Annotated in this window: 15 protein-coding genes and 1 tRNA gene; 7 read left to right on the top strand and 9 right to left on the bottom strand. The window is 62.1% G+C overall.

Translation table 11 applies throughout. The annotated features are described in order from the left end of the window. Positions 1-94 precede the first annotated feature (94 nt). The 3 genes from EGH25_RS02345 to tuf all read right to left on the bottom strand — a co-directional run bounded on the left by EGH25_RS02345 (position 95) and on the right by tuf (position 1,794). A tRNA-Ala gene (locus EGH25_RS02345) sits at positions 95-166 on the bottom strand. 54 nt (positions 167-220) lie between these two features. Next, positions 221-529 (bottom strand): 30S ribosomal protein S10, encoded by a 309-nt coding sequence (gene rpsJ / locus EGH25_RS02340; protein ID WP_276591873.1) that lies wholly within the window; start codon positions 527-529, stop codon positions 221-223. After that, positions 529-1,794 (bottom strand): translation elongation factor EF-1 subunit alpha, encoded by a 1,266-nt coding sequence (gene tuf / locus EGH25_RS02335; RefSeq protein ID WP_266085893.1) that lies wholly within the window; start codon positions 1,792-1,794, stop codon positions 529-531. The genes rpsJ and tuf overlap by 1 nt, the downstream gene beginning before the upstream one ends. A gap of 253 nt (positions 1,795-2,047) precedes the next feature. Between tuf and EGH25_RS02330 the strand changes: the two genes are divergently transcribed. Next, positions 2,048-2,740, top strand: coding sequence for a DUF2270 domain-containing protein (locus EGH25_RS02330; protein WP_266085891.1), 693 nt, complete (start codon positions 2,048-2,050; stop codon positions 2,738-2,740). 49 nt (positions 2,741-2,789) lie between these two features. Beyond that, positions 2,790-3,956 (top strand): inorganic phosphate transporter, encoded by a 1,167-nt coding sequence (locus EGH25_RS02325; protein ID WP_266085889.1) that lies wholly within the window; start codon positions 2,790-2,792, stop codon positions 3,954-3,956. Here the strand turns inward: EGH25_RS02325 and EGH25_RS02320 are convergent. Beyond that, positions 3,953-4,378 carry a universal stress protein gene (locus tag EGH25_RS02320; RefSeq protein WP_266085888.1) on the bottom strand — a complete coding sequence of 142 codons (426 nt, stop codon included), beginning with the start codon at positions 4,376-4,378 and terminating at the stop codon, positions 3,953-3,955. The two genes, EGH25_RS02325 and EGH25_RS02320, sit on opposite strands and share 4 nt — an antisense overlap. Before the next feature lie 88 nt (positions 4,379-4,466). Between EGH25_RS02320 and EGH25_RS02315 the strand changes: the two genes are divergently transcribed. Then, positions 4,467-5,093 (top strand): riboflavin synthase, encoded by a 627-nt coding sequence (locus EGH25_RS02315; protein ID WP_266085886.1) that lies wholly within the window; start codon positions 4,467-4,469, stop codon positions 5,091-5,093. Here EGH25_RS02315 and EGH25_RS02310 read toward each other — a convergent pair. Beyond that, positions 5,087-5,752: a VOC family protein gene (locus EGH25_RS02310; protein ID WP_266085885.1), complete on the bottom strand. Its 666-nt coding sequence runs from the start codon at positions 5,750-5,752 to the stop codon at positions 5,087-5,089. The two genes, EGH25_RS02315 and EGH25_RS02310, sit on opposite strands and share 7 nt — an antisense overlap. Beyond that, positions 5,749-6,240: a YfcE family phosphodiesterase gene (locus EGH25_RS02305; protein WP_266085884.1), complete on the bottom strand. Its 492-nt coding sequence runs from the start codon at positions 6,238-6,240 to the stop codon at positions 5,749-5,751. The genes EGH25_RS02310 and EGH25_RS02305 overlap by 4 nt, the downstream gene beginning before the upstream one ends. Before the next feature lie 58 nt (positions 6,241-6,298). Here EGH25_RS02305 and EGH25_RS02300 point away from each other — a divergent pair, with 58 nt between their 5' ends. Further along, positions 6,299-7,471, top strand: coding sequence for an NUDIX domain-containing protein (locus EGH25_RS02300; RefSeq protein WP_266085883.1), 1,173 nt, complete (start codon positions 6,299-6,301; stop codon positions 7,469-7,471). On the opposite strand, the gene EGH25_RS02295 is transcribed toward EGH25_RS02300, so the two are convergent. Next, a complete protein-coding gene (locus EGH25_RS02295) occupies positions 7,468-9,156 on the bottom strand; it encodes a MutS-related protein (protein ID WP_266085882.1) in 1,689 nt (562 codons plus the stop codon). The genes EGH25_RS02300 and EGH25_RS02295 overlap by 4 nt on opposite strands. A 78-nt stretch (positions 9,157-9,234) precedes the next feature. Here EGH25_RS02295 and EGH25_RS02290 point away from each other — a divergent pair, with 78 nt between their 5' ends. The 3 genes from EGH25_RS02290 (at position 9,235) to EGH25_RS02280 (ending at position 12,323) form a co-directional block, all read left to right on the top strand. Next, entirely contained in the window at positions 9,235-9,642 is a 408-nt protein-coding gene (locus EGH25_RS02290) for a CoA-binding protein (RefSeq protein ID WP_266085881.1), read from the top strand. 79 nt (positions 9,643-9,721) lie between these two features. Continuing rightward, positions 9,722-11,977 (top strand): NADP-dependent malic enzyme, encoded by a 2,256-nt coding sequence (locus tag EGH25_RS02285; protein WP_266085880.1) that lies wholly within the window; start codon positions 9,722-9,724, stop codon positions 11,975-11,977. Between the two features lie 151 nt (positions 11,978-12,128). Next, complete coding sequence (locus EGH25_RS02280) at positions 12,129-12,323, top strand: multidrug transporter (protein WP_266085878.1); 195 nt, start codon at positions 12,129-12,131, stop codon at positions 12,321-12,323. A gap of 33 nt (positions 12,324-12,356) precedes the next feature. On the opposite strand, the gene EGH25_RS02275 is transcribed toward EGH25_RS02280, so the two are convergent. Further along, entirely contained in the window at positions 12,357-13,364 is a 1,008-nt protein-coding gene (locus EGH25_RS02275; RefSeq protein WP_266085876.1) for a hypothetical protein, read from the bottom strand. A 38-nt stretch (positions 13,365-13,402) separates the two neighbouring features. Then, positions 13,403-13,666: an amphi-Trp domain-containing protein gene (locus EGH25_RS02270; protein ID WP_266085874.1), complete on the bottom strand. Its 264-nt coding sequence runs from the start codon at positions 13,664-13,666 to the stop codon at positions 13,403-13,405. Positions 13,667-13,674: the final 8 nt, after the last annotated feature.

The following is a 13,674-nucleotide window of genomic DNA, read 5'->3' as shown; positions in this document are numbered from 1 at the left end:
AGCCGACCGCCGGAGCGAACGGCTTGGCGACGCCGGCGGAACGTCTGGTTCAGGACGGTACCTGACAGATACGGTTGGGTTAGACGATAACGAGTGGACCCACCGGGATTTGAACCCGGGGCCTCTTCCTTGCGAAGGAAGCGATCTACCACTGATCTATGGGCCCACGTTAACACGTAGAGGATGCGCCGTAATCCGTCTTACGCTCCTTGTCGCGCTCTCAGTTCTCCAGCTCTATCTCTATCGAGACGTCTTCGGGAACCTGCACGCGCATGAGCTGTCGCAGGGTGCGCTCATCGGCATCGAGGTCGACGAGGCGTTTGTGGACGCGTAGCTCCCAGTGCTCCCAAGTCGCCGAGCCTTCGCCGTCGGGCGACTTGCGAACGGGTATTTCGAGGTTCTTCGTCGGTAGAGGCACCGGACCCGAGAAGTTCACACCGGTGCGCTCTGCGATCTCTTTGATACGGCTCGTGATGTTTTCCAGCTCGTCAGGGCTGGTGCCGGACAGGCGTACACGCGCTGTCTGCATTATCGCTCGTCTACGGTGAGAACCTTACCCGCCGCGATGGTCTGTCCCATGTCGCGGATGGCGAAGCTCCCTAACTGCGGAATCTCGCTTGCGGGTTCGATGGAGAGCGGCTTCTGGGGACGAACCGTGACGACCGCGGCGTCGCCCGCCTGTATGTAGTCGGGGTTCTCCTCCTCGACATCGCCGCTCGACGGATCGAGCTTCTGGTCGATGCTTTCTATTGTGCACGCAACCTGCGCCGTGTGTGCGTGGAAGACGGGCGTGTAGCCCGCGGTGATGACGCTGGGGTGTTGCATCACGACGATCTGGGCCTGGAACGACTCGGCGACCGTGGGCGGGTTCTCTGCGGGACCACATACGTCGCCCCTGCGGATGTCGTCCTGACCGACGCCGCGTACGTTGAAGCCGACGTTGTCGCCGGGTCCCGCGTAGTCGACCTCCTCGTGGTGCATCTCTATCGTCTTACACTCCCCACCAACATCGCTCGGCTGGAAGGTCACGTTGTCGCCCGGCTCCATCTCGCCGGTTTCGATACGTCCGACGGGGACTGTACCGATACCCGAAATCGAGTAAACGTCCTGTATGGGGAGGCGGAGCGGAAGGTCGGTCGGCTCCGAAGGCTCCGCGAGGTTATTAAGCGCCTTGAGGAGCGTCGGACCGTCGTACCAGTCGGTGTTGTCGCTCGGCTCCGCGACGTTGTCGCCCTCGAAAGCCGAGACGGGGATGAACGTCGTGTCGTCGGTGTTGAACTGCACCTGCTTGAGGAGTTCCTTGACCTCCTCGATCGTCTGGTTGTAGTCGGACTCGTCGTAGTCGACGGTGTCCATCTTGTTGATGGCGATTATGAGTTCGTCGATACCGAGCGTCTTGGCGAGGAAGACATGTTCCTTCGTCTGCGGCTGGACGCCGTCGCCGACATCAACGACGAGTACGGCGTTGTCAGCCTGCGAAGCGCCCGTAATCATGTTCTTGACGAAGTCGCGGTGCCCGGGCGCGTCGATGATGGTGAAGTAGTACTCGTCGGTGTCGAACTCCTGATGCGCGATATCGATGGTAACGCCGCGTTCGCGCTCCTCGTCGAGCGAGTCCATCACGTACGCGAACTCGAACCCGCTCTTGCCCTTCTCCTCTGCTTCTTCGCGGTACTGTTCAATCACGTGCTCGGGGACGTTCTCCGTCTCGAAAAGGAGGCGTCCTACGAGCGTGCTCTTTCCGTGGTCGACGTGGCCTATTACAGCCAAGTTCATGTGGGGTTTGTCAGCCATTCTTGCACCTCTTTCTCCTGAGTAGATGTTGTTCGGCGCGTACGGTTATTAACGATTACGGAAAAACTCCGTCAGGGAGTTTTTCCTAATCAGGGAAATCTCCGATTTCCCGTGATTACGGAAACGCGCTGTCACAGCGCGTTTCCTAATGAGAGAACTCTGCGAGTTCTCGTAATTACGGAAACGCGCCAGCGACGTACACAGTCAGCCTGAACCGGCGTAGGATTTACACGTTAGGTCACGTACGGTAGGTATGGCGCAGGCACCACCCGACGAAGATGACGCGGAAGGGGGCGAGATAGCCGGAGATATAGCAGACGAACGCTCCGACTTTCTGTCGATGATGGCGCATCTGTACCGCGGTGAACTCGGACGTACGACGGCTTGGCGTACACGTATCGACAGGACGACCAACTGGGCTGTCGTGCTAACGGCGACGCTCCTAACATGGGCTTTCTCGTCGGAGACGCGTCCCCATTACGTCGTACTCGTCGGCGTGGCGACCGTAACCGTGTTCCTCGGTATAGAGGCGCGCCGGTACCGTGTCTACGATATATGGAGGTCACGTGTACGTCTGCTGGAGGAGAACGTCTTCGCCAACGCGCTCGAAGCCGACGGTGCGGAGCAGTTGAACTGGCGCGAGCTACTGAGCGACGACCTGCGCGAACCCGCGGTGAAGACGCCCGCGGTCGAGGCGGTTTCGAGGCGTCTACGGCGTGTCTATCTACCTCTCATTACGGTGCTCGTAGGTGCGTGGGTGATACGCCTCACCGCGTTCGCCGACGGCGCGGGACCCGTCGAGACGGCTTCGGTGGGGAACGTACACGGAAGCTACGTCGTCGGCGGCGTCTCAGTCTTCTACGCGGCGCTCGTCGCCGTCGCTCTGAGACGCGGGCGTAGGGCGAAAGGGGAGCTTAAGCAGAAAGGCTCCGAGGACTGGAAGTAAGCCCGCGGGAAGACAAAACCGTTATCTCAGGTAGCCGTTTTTCTGTTGTATGATCTCGGCGCTCGTTCTGCTTGGGGTACTGGTCGCCGTCTTCGTTGGCTTCAATATAGGCGGCTCTTCGACGGGTATCGCATGGGGTCCGGCTGTGGGCGCGAACGTGGTTAGCAAGACCACCGCGGCGGGTCTGATGTCGGTTTTCTTCGTCGTCGGAGGATGGACGGTCGGACGTAACGTCATAGAGACGCTCGGCGGACGTATCGTACCACAGGACGAGTTCACGCTCGTGGCGAGCACCGCCGTCCTGTTCTTCATAGGACTCGGTATGCTCATAGCCAACCTTTTCGGGGTTCCTGTACCGACATCGATGGTCGCAACAGGCTCGATCGCCGGACTCGGCGCGGCGGTGGACGCACTCAACTGGGAGGTGCTCGGACGTATCTTCATGTGGTGGATGATGACGCCCGCGGTAGCCTTCTGGATAGGTATGGTGATAGGCCGGTACTTCTACCCGTACCTCGACCTATACTTCCGTCTGAGACAGTCCCACGGTCGGCTTCTGAGACTCGACAGGTCGGGTAGGATACCGAAGCCTGCGAAGGGTCAGAACACCACGAACCGTGAGCTTCTGGGTGTCTTTCTGATACTCGTCATAGGATGTTACATGTCGTTTAGTGCGGGCGCGAGCAACACCGCGAACGCCGTCGCACCGCTCGTGGGCGGCGGTACGCTCGACGAAAACCCGGCGATACTCCTCGCGGCTCTGTCGGTCAGCATAGGCGGGTTTACCATAGCGAGACGGACGATGAGTTCGGTCGGCGACGACCTGACGGAGCTTCCGTTGCTCGGCGCGCTTATAGTCGCTATCGTCGCTTCGAGCATAACCACATTCCTCTCTTGGCTGGGGGTTCCGATATCCCTCGTCATGGCTACCGTTATGAGTATCGTGGGACTCGGCTGGGGACGCGCGACGCGCACGGCGACCGCGGCAGAGTACGCGCGTAGGGAAGCCGATGTAGAGCTATCAATCTCGGCACTGACGGCGGAGACGCCCGAAATGGTACCGTCGATGGGCGAGGAGGAGCCGTCTGATATAGTATCGGGTAAGAACCTCGTCAACCCGCGCGCAGTCGGACGTTTCGTATCGATGTGGATTATCAGCCCGACAGTAGCCGCGGGTCTTTCGTACGTCTTCTTCGCGTACGTTCCGATCTTCTAACTCGTCTCACCCACGAGGGTGACGGGTATGTCGGCGTGGCGCGCGACCTTCTCCGCGGCGCTTCCAAGCAGGACGCGCGACAGACCCGCCTCGCCCTGTCTCCCCATCACGATAACGTCTACGTCACCGTTCTGTACGAGGTCGAGTATCTCCTCCGAGGGCTTTCCCGTACGGTATTCGGTCGTAACGGCTTCGTGTCCCTCAACCGTCTCACGCGCCTCTTCGAGAAGGCTCTCGGCGTGCTTCTCACGATCCTCGTACCACATGTTCCACCAAGCCGCCTTAGGCTGTTTCCTCCCGCCTCTGCCCACGGGGTCGATTACGTGGAGGACGTGAACCTCCGCGTCGGTGTACGTGTCGACAGCGTGTCGGAGCGCGTCCTTGGAGTATTCGGAGCCGTCGTAAGGGACGAGTACCTTCATGCTCAACGTATATCCCCGACGGTCAAGTATTCATCGCCGTTGGAGCGGAAACCGAACGGCTTTCGACGGTGTAACGTCTATTCCATACATGTTCACGGGCATCGTCGAGGAGACGGGACGCATCGATGGGATCGAGACCGACGAGGACGGCGTCCGTATGCGGTTAGAAGCGTCGTTTGTACCCGACCGCGGCGGTTCGGTAGCCGTCAACGGCGCGTGCCTAACAGCCGAGAGCACGGACGACGAAGGCTTCGATGTCTTCGTCGCAGAGGAGACGCTCGACAAGACATGGCTCGGCGAACTCGACGAGGGCGACGAGGTAAACCTCGAACGCGCGATGCGCGCCGACGGTAGGTTCGACGGACATATAGTTCAGGGACACGTCGACACGACGACGCGTGTGGTGGATACGCGTCGGATAGGAGAGGACTGGGAGTACGTCTTTGAGGTGCCCGAAGGCTTCGAGAGGTACGTCGTCGGAAAAGGCTCCGTGACGCTCGACGGCGTTTCCCTTACGGTCGCCGAACTCGACGGCGGCGAGTTCACCGTCGCGGTCGTTCCTGAGACGTATAGCGTTACCAACTTCTCGGAGAAGGGGTCGGGCGATCCGGTCAACTTCGAGGTAGATATAGTCGCAAAGTACGTCGAGAGTACGTTAGACGGACGCGGCGATGTATACGGTGGCGTCGGCGACGAGAGCGGCGGCGGTCAGTAGACAGTCACGTAGTGACCGTCGGGATCGCGTAGACGGACGCCGTCGCGCGTCGTCTCGGAGGAAAGAGCGTCGTCCTCGACGGCTTCAACCGTGCCACCGATGTCGTCAACCTCGAAGCCGACGTCCATATGTACGCCGCCCTGTCCGTCGGCGATACCCAACCCCGGCTCCCAGAGTTCGATGTCGAACCCTCCGCCGTCGAGACGCGCGCGTCTGCGTCCGTCGCCCCTGTCTGTGACCGTCGCGCCGAGCGAGGTGTAGAAGTCGAGGGCGCGGTCAAGATCCTCGACCTCGAAGACTATCTCGAAGACACCGACGATACCGTCACCCGACGCGTCCGACTCACCTATCTCGACGCAGTGACCGTCCGGGTCGTAGAAGTAGAGCGACGAGTAACCACCGAAGTCGCGTTCCTCGGCGATGTCTATACGCTCCTTCCATCCGTCGTAGTCGTCACGCGGCGTCGAGAACGCGTAATGGACGTGCGTACCCCCACGGGGTACCGTACTCGGCGCACGGAGGACGAGTTCCGTGTCACCTGCGGCGAGCGCGCACTCCGTCTCGGACTCGCGTACCGGATCGAGACCGAGGCGGTCGGTGTAGAACGACCGTGCGCGCCCGAGATACTTGGTTTCAACCGCGAGCCATCCGAGGTTCATCCGACCTCAACCACCTCAACGTCGTCTATCCCGCCGCCCTCCACCTCAACGAGCATGTAGGTCGCGCGCGACGCGGGCATCGCCCCCGTACAGCTACCCGGGTTGAGAATACGGATGCCTTCGTACGTTTCGTCCGTAACCTCGTGGGTGTGCCCCGAAACGGCGACGGCGTCGTCGCCGACCTCGTTGCGCGCCGTCTCTGTGACGCGTTCCTCATAGTTTATGAGTGAGCCGGTTCCGTGTATGACGACGAATCCAACACCGCCCGCGGCGAACGAATCGACGCGCGGGAGGTCGAGAACCTCGTCCATGTTACCGTACACGGCGACGAGTTCGCCCGTCTCATCGAAGGCTTCGTACGCGTCGGGGGAGGTGAAGTCGCCCGCATGGACGGTCATATCCGCGTCCTCGCACGCGTTCAGAACCTCGTCGGGTACGTCGTCGGCGCGTTCGGGTACGTGACTGTCGCTTACAAGCGCTACCTGCATGCGGTGGGGTACGGACGCGGGCGGTAAGAGTCTTACCCGTGCAGGGACGACGGGAGACATGGACAAGGTCGTAACGTGTTTCGTACGTGACCCGCGTAGGGGCGAACTCCTCCTTCTACGGAGGAGCGACGAGACGGGTTCGTACACCGGAAGATGGGGCGGCGTGTCGGGGTACGTCGAATGCGACGACGAGCGCAAGGACGCAGAACGTGAGATACGTGAGGAGACGGGTATACGTGACGCGTCGTTCGTACGCCGGGGCGAGGCGTTCGTCGTGGAGGACGGCGAACACGGGGACTGGCGCGTCCACCCGTTCCTGTACGACACGGAGGCACGTGACATCGATACGAACTACGAAACCGAACGTGCCGACCGGTGCGCTCCGACCGAGATTCTACGCCGCGATACGGTGCCGCGTCTCTGGGACTCGTACGCGCGCGTCGCGCCGTCGGTAGAGACGGTGGCAGAAGACGACGTACACGGCTCATCGTACGTCGCGGCGAGGGCGCTTGAGGTTCTGCGCGACACGGCGGCGGTAGACGGATTCGGTGAGGGGTGCGAGGCGGCGCGCAGGCTTATAGACGCGCGCCCTTCGATGGCTGTCGTGGGTAACCGCGTCGCGCGAGCGGCGGACGCCGGGTCGACGGACGGGATAGAGGAGAAGGCGCACGCGGCTATCGCCGATGGATACCGCGCCGACCGACGCGCCGCGTCGGGCGTTGCGGAAAGGCTCGACGACGCCGACCGTGTCGTTACACTGTCGCGTTCGGGAACGGTAGCGGAGGCGCTCGGAGACGTGACCGCGTCGGTAACCGTCGCCGAGTCGTTACCCGGCGGTGAGGGCGTCGTCTTTGCGGACGAGATCGACGCCGACCGCGTCGTGCCGGACGCGTGCGTCGCGGGCGAGGTACGTAACTCCGACGCCGTGGTGGTCGGCGCGGACGCCGTTCTGAGGGACGGAGCCGTGGTTAACAAGGTCGGAAGCCTCGCGGTCGCCCTCACCGCCGAACGTTTCGGCGTTCCGTTTCTGGTCGTCGCGTCAACAGACAAGGTGTCGCCCGACGACGGCTACCGGAACGAGTACGTCGGTTACGAGGGCGCACGCGTACCTGTCTTCGAGCGCGTGGCGCCGGATCTCGTCACGTTGGTTACGGAGGAGGGAGAGATTACGGAAGACGAGGTGCGCGACACCGCCGACGAACACTGTCACAGACGGGAGGGGTTACGCTAAACCTCGTCGAGCGTCCTCTGCACCTTCTCCACACCGACCGACCGCGCCAGAACGTCGTAACCCGCCCTGTCGTCGCGCCCGTCAGAACGCGCGATAAGGCGCGATACGATGAACTCGGGTGTCGACCGTCCGACCGTACCGAAACGCGGCTGGTAGTCGACGTCGAGTTCGAGTTCGTCGTCAAGACCCTCGGCGAAGATACCGTCGACACGCGCCTCGTCGGGGAGGGGTTCGAGGTCGTCGGCGAGATGGGTGACGAAGACACCGACTGCGTCGCGGTCGACCGTGAGTGTCACGAGACCGTGAAGGAGGTCGGCGGCGCTTCCCGGCTCCGTTATCGCCTCGAACTCGTCCACGAGCATCAGTGCGTCGTCACCGTCGGTTAGGGGCGGAACGACGGAACGGAGCGTCGATTCGAGAACGCCGGCGTTGAAGCTCGAATGCCTACGGTGGAAGACAACGTCGTCGAAGACAGAGACACGCGCCTCGTCGGCGGGAACCGGGACGCCCATCCCCGCGAGCAGGACGACCTCGCAGAGTGTTTCGAGTACGGTCGTCTTGCCTCCGCTGTTCGCACCCGTCAGAACCGCGACATCGCCCTCGGCTACCTCGTCGGCTCCGACGGCGTAGTCGACGGGCTGAACGTCCTCGCCACGCCCGACGAGCGCGAGGTTACGCGCACCGCGTACGGCGACACCTTCGTCCACGAACTCAGGAGAGGTCATGTCGTGAGCGTCGGCGAAACGCGCGAGCGAGGCGACGAAGGCGACCTCACGTACGACCTCCGAAGCCTCTTCGACGGCGTCGCGGTTCTCCTCAACTGCTTCGCGGAGGCGTCCGGCGACCTGTTCCTCGCGGCCTTCGACATCGCCACGTACCGAGTCGAGTAGGTTACGTAACGAACCCGTCACGAAGTCGGTTGCGTCGAGTGCTTCTGTCTCGACGGCGTCGCGTGCGCGTTCGTATGTCACATCCGCCTCCGTCACAACGTGATCGACGAAGCCCTCACGGAGTTCGTCGGCATCGAGAGCCTCGGTGCTCAGACGCTCCGCGAAGTCGAGCGCCTCGTCTTCGAGTTCGCGCACCGCTTCGAGCCTGTCGCGGAGCGTGTCAAGATCGTCGTCGGCACCGCGTGCGACGGTACCGTCTTCGCCGTCGAGGCTTCCGAGTGCTTCGACTGCGTCGCGTAGCGCCCCCTCGTCGAGGCTTGCGACACCGTCGAATATATCGCCGACGCCGGCTTCACGTAGACGGAGCGCCGTCTCGACGCGTGCGCGGTCGGTTTCGTCGTAGCCCTCGAAGGCTCCGACGAGTTCTTCGCCGTGGGCTTCGACGGCGTCGCGCGCCTCCTCGACACGTCCGAGACGTCTTTCCGCCTTCTCCGTCTCTGTAAAAGGCGTCATGACCGTAACGCGATCCGCCGCTTCGTCGGTGACGGCGTGGTCGCCGATACGTTCGAGAAGGCTCTTGTAAACGTCGCGGCTGTCGCGGGTTGTGAGTACGTCGAGACCTTCGCCGCCCTTTGCGCGGCGTACGATACGCGTAGCGCGTCCGCGTGGTAGACCCGCATCGACGAGTCTTCGTACGTCGCTTCTCTCTATCGCCTCCACAGCGTCTTCCTCGCCCAACGAGTCGGCGAGCAGGTCACGCGTCTTGGGTCCAACGCCCCAGTACTCCTCAAGCATACGACGAAACAGCGCGGGCGATACCTTAACGGTAGCGACCCGCCGATGGGTTTTTGCTCACGACACCGTATACCCGCCATGCCCGTAACCGACGAAGAAGAGATACGCGGGATCCTCGGTACCGACACGGTAGCCGTCGTCGGATGCTCGACGACGCCCGGAAAGGCGGCGCACGACGTACCACGTTACCTCGTCGAAAACGGCTACGACGTCGTTCCCGTCAACCCGTACGCCGACGAGGTATTCGGACGCAAGGCGTACGACAGCCTGCTCGACGTTCCGGGCGAGGTCGGTATCGTCGACGTATTCCGACCGAGCGAAGAGGTCGACGGTATCGTGAACGACGTGGTTGAGCGCGGCGACGTAGACGTTCTCTGGACACAGACGGGTATAAGGAACCGCGAGGCGACCGACCGTGCCGAGTATGCGGGCGTCCGTGTCGTCGAGGATCGTTGCATAAAGGTCGAACACCGTCGTCTCGTCTGATCGCCGGTTCGACGCGCGTCGAATCCGGAACCGGGGAGCGACGTAAACCTTTATCGTGTCGGCGTATGAGTTTTCTGACATGGGGCTTGACGAAGACTCTCTCGACTACCATCGCCGACCTCCACCGGGTAAGATACGTATATCGACGACGAAGCCGACACAGACACAGCGCGACATCAGTCTCGCGTACTCGCCGGGAGTAGCCGCGCCGTGTCGTGAGATAGACGACGACCCCGACGAGGCGTACACGTATACAGCGAAGGCTAACCTCGTCGCTGTCGTCTCAAACGGTAGCGCCGTACTCGGCTTGGGCGACATAGGCGCGCAGGCTTCGAAGCCCGTCATGGAAGGCAAGGGCGTCCTGTTCAAACGTTTCGCGGATATCGACGTCTTCGACATCGAACTCGATCAGGACGGTGCCGACGAGGTGGTTCGTACGGTCGACGCTATGGAACCCACGTTCGGCGGTGTCAACCTTGAGGACATAAAGGCTCCCGAATGCTTCGAGATAGAGGAGCGCCTGCGCGAGTCGATGGACATACCCGTCTTCCACGACGACCAGCACGGGACGGCGATTATCAGCGGCGCGGCGTTGCTCAACGCGTGTGAGATATCGGACAAGGAACTCGACGAGATCGATGTCGTCTTTTCGGGTGCGGGCGCTTCGGCGGTCGCATGCGCCGAGTTCTACGTCTCCCTCGGCGTCGAACGCGACAGTATCACGATGTGCGACTCGTCGGGTGTCATAACCGAGAGGCGCGCGGAGGAGGACGACCTCAACGAGTACAAGAGACGGTTCGCCTCCGACGCTCCCAAGGGCGATCTCGCCGACGCGATGGACGGGGCGGACGTCTTCGTGGGTCTATCCGTCGGAGGTATCGTCTCTCAGGATATGGTCGCGTCTATGGACGACGACCCTATCGTCTTCGCTATGGCGAACCCCGACCCGGAGATAGGGTACGAGGAGGTGAAGGAAGCGCGTGACGACACGGTTATCGCCGCGACGGGACGTTCCGACTATCCGAACCAGGTTAACAACGTCCTCGGATTTCCTTTCATCTTCCGCGGCGCTCTCGACGTACGGGCGCGTGAGATAAACGAGGATATGAAGGTCGCGGCGGCGGAGGCGCTCGCCGAACTCGCCAAGGAGGACGTTCCGGATGCGGTCGTCAAGGCGTACGGCGACGAACCCCTGCGGTTCGGTCCCGACTACATCATACCCAAGCCGTTGGATCCGCGCGTACTTTTCCGTGTCGCGCCTGCGGTGGCACGTGCGGCGTCGGAGAGCGGCGCGGCGCGTATAGAGGTCGACGAGGAGGAGTACGTCGAGGAACTCGAAGCGCGTCTCGGCAAGTCGCGCGAGATGATGCGCGTCGTCCTCAACAAGGCTAAGAGCGACCCCAAACGCGTCGCCCTCGCCGACGGCGAGGACGAGAAGATGATACGCGCCGCGTACCAGATGCAGGATCAGAAGATAGCCGAACCCGTCCTGATAGGCGACAAGAAGGAGGTCGTACAGAAGGCGGCGGATCTCGGCTTGAACTTTGAACCCGACATAGTCGACCCCGACGCAGGTGAGTACGACCGTTACGCCGAGACTTTGTACGAGAAGAGGCGGCGCAAGGGCGTGACGAGGAGTGAGGCGAGCGAACTCCTTGAGGACAGCAACTACTTCGGTAGCGTGATGGTCGAATGCGGTGACGCCGACGCACTCCTGACGGGTCTGAGCCACCATTATCCGAGCGCACTGCGTCCGCCTCTGGAGGTCATCGGCACCGCGGAGGAGGCAAAACACGCCGCGGGCGTCTACCTACTGACGTTTGAGAACCGCGTCCTTTTCGTCGCGGACACGACGGTTAACTTCTCGCCAGACGCCAACGGACTCGCCGAGATCGCCGAGCACACGGCGGAACTCGCGCGGCGTTTTAACGTCGAACCGCGTGTTGCGATGCTCTCGTACTCCAACTTCGGTAGCGTCGAGAACGAGGCGACCGCACAGCCACGTGAGGCGGCGCGGTTCCTACGCGAGGACGGTGTCGACTTCGAGGTCGACGGTGAGATGCAGGCTGACACGGCGGTCGTCGAGGACATACTCAAAGGAACCTACGACTTCGCGGAGCTTAGTGAACCAGCGAACGTCCTCATATTCCCCAACCTCGAATCCGGTAACATAGGCTACAAGCTCCTCCAGCGCCTCGGCGGCGCGGAGGCAATAGGACCGATGCTCGTCGGTATGGACAAGCCCGTCCACGTACTCCAGCGCGGTGACGAGGTTAAGGACATCGTGAACCTCGCCGCCGTGGCGACGGTCGACGCGCAGAAGAACGATTACTGACGACCGTCCCGCGCTGATACGAGACCGACGGTACAGGCGCGTCCACGGCGCGCGCAACCGGATGGCTGACAGGGGGCTTGACGATATACAGCTACCGGGGCGGTTCCCGTGTGACCATGGATTTTATGCCGCGGTGAACGTGTATACATTTATGGAATCTATACTTGGACGCGATACGTCGTCCCTCGGCACCGTAGTGGGAGCCACCGTCTTTGTCGTCGCCGTCATCGGTGGGGTGTTCTTGGACTGGTTCTGGAACGACCCTGAGTTAGCCATCCTGGTTCTGATAGGCGCGGGTGCCGCGGTTGCCGCAGTGTGGTTTACCCTGCAGAGTCTCCGGGGCTGAGACGGTCGACGGGTTCTTCGACCGCCTCTGAGTCTACGCGAACTCCTGGGGCGTGTACTCCTCCGCCTCGCCGACGGGCGGTGTCTTTCCAGCCCATTCGGAGCGCCCGGCGTCGGATTCGAGCGTGCGCCGATCCGTCCAGCCGTCGCCGTCGCGGAGGCGGTAGACGACCTCGACGTTCGAGAGCGAAGAGTGAGCGACGTATCTCGACGTATCGTCGGGTGTGAGGTAAGCCGCCTTCCGCCACTTGCCGTCGTCCTCAACGGACACACGTATATCGAGCCTGACACCCTCGCCCTTGGCGCGCACCCTCCAGCTACCGGGCTGATTCTCGATCGTCTCGTTGGCGAGAGGACCCACCACGTCCTTGAGACGGTTGAGGGTGTAGACGTCACCGTCGAGGCGGAAGCAGACAGAGGTCTTACCCTCGACGTTGAGTATCTCGATCACGGCGTCCTCGTCGAAGGAGTTGGAGTGAAGCCACGACCAGCCGTCGGGGGAGGTCTCGCCGACCGTATGCCCCTGATGACCCGGCGCTTCGTCGAAGCCGTACATCGTGCCGTCTACTTCCAGCGTTCCGTCCATCGCCACAGACTGGTTGGCGCTCCAGTGCCGCCCGGAGCCGAGGAACCTCTCTGCGAGATCGGTTAGCTTCTCGCTCCTAAGAGGCGTGAACGTCACGTCGTCGTTGTCGTACTCGAAGCTCCAAGAAACATCTGCGACATCTGTTTCGAGAGCGCCGCGCGCCGACTCGTCGGTGAGACGCGCGTCGCCGAACGAGAGCGCGAAAGGCTCGTCAAGTACGGCGTCGGCGAGAGGATACCGACGTGTGGTCAGGAAGTCGTCGCCATCGTCGCGTGTCAGCCCCGCCCAGAGACGCGCCTCTTGGTGACCCGAATCGGTCGAAAGGAGCGTGTACCTGTACCAGAAAGCGAGTCGGCGCTCCGGATGCGTGACGAGGCTGTACCATACCTCACGTCCGCGGTCGCCTTCGTCAAGCGCCCAGTCGAAATGGGGTTCATTACCCGTTCCGTGTCTCATGAACGTCCTTCTTCCGCCGACGGCATAAAGCTTGGCGGCTACTCTACCGAGAGGGGTTGGTCGTCGCCCCCGTCAACGTCCCATTCGACCTCGAACTCAACGCTCATCTCCTCGTCTCCGTTCGTCTCGCGCTCTACCTTGACCTCGAACGTCGCCTTCTCCGGGGGTTCGACGGTTATCTCGTCCCCGCCCGAGACGAGAGTGACGGTTCCGTGCCGGAGGTTGTCGGCGACCTGTTCGAGGTAGTCGGCTATCTCGCCGCGGTCGTGTACGGTTTCGGTTTCGAACAGTACCTCTTCCATGGTTTGAG

It is taken from the genome of Halorutilus salinus, from assembly GCF_026242195.1.
GTDB classification, from domain to species: Archaea; Halobacteriota; Halobacteria; order Halobacteriales; family Halorutilaceae; genus Halorutilus; species Halorutilus salinus.
The sequence above is the reverse complement of the archived record's forward strand: the minus strand, read 5'-3'. Positions and strand labels throughout refer to the sequence as shown.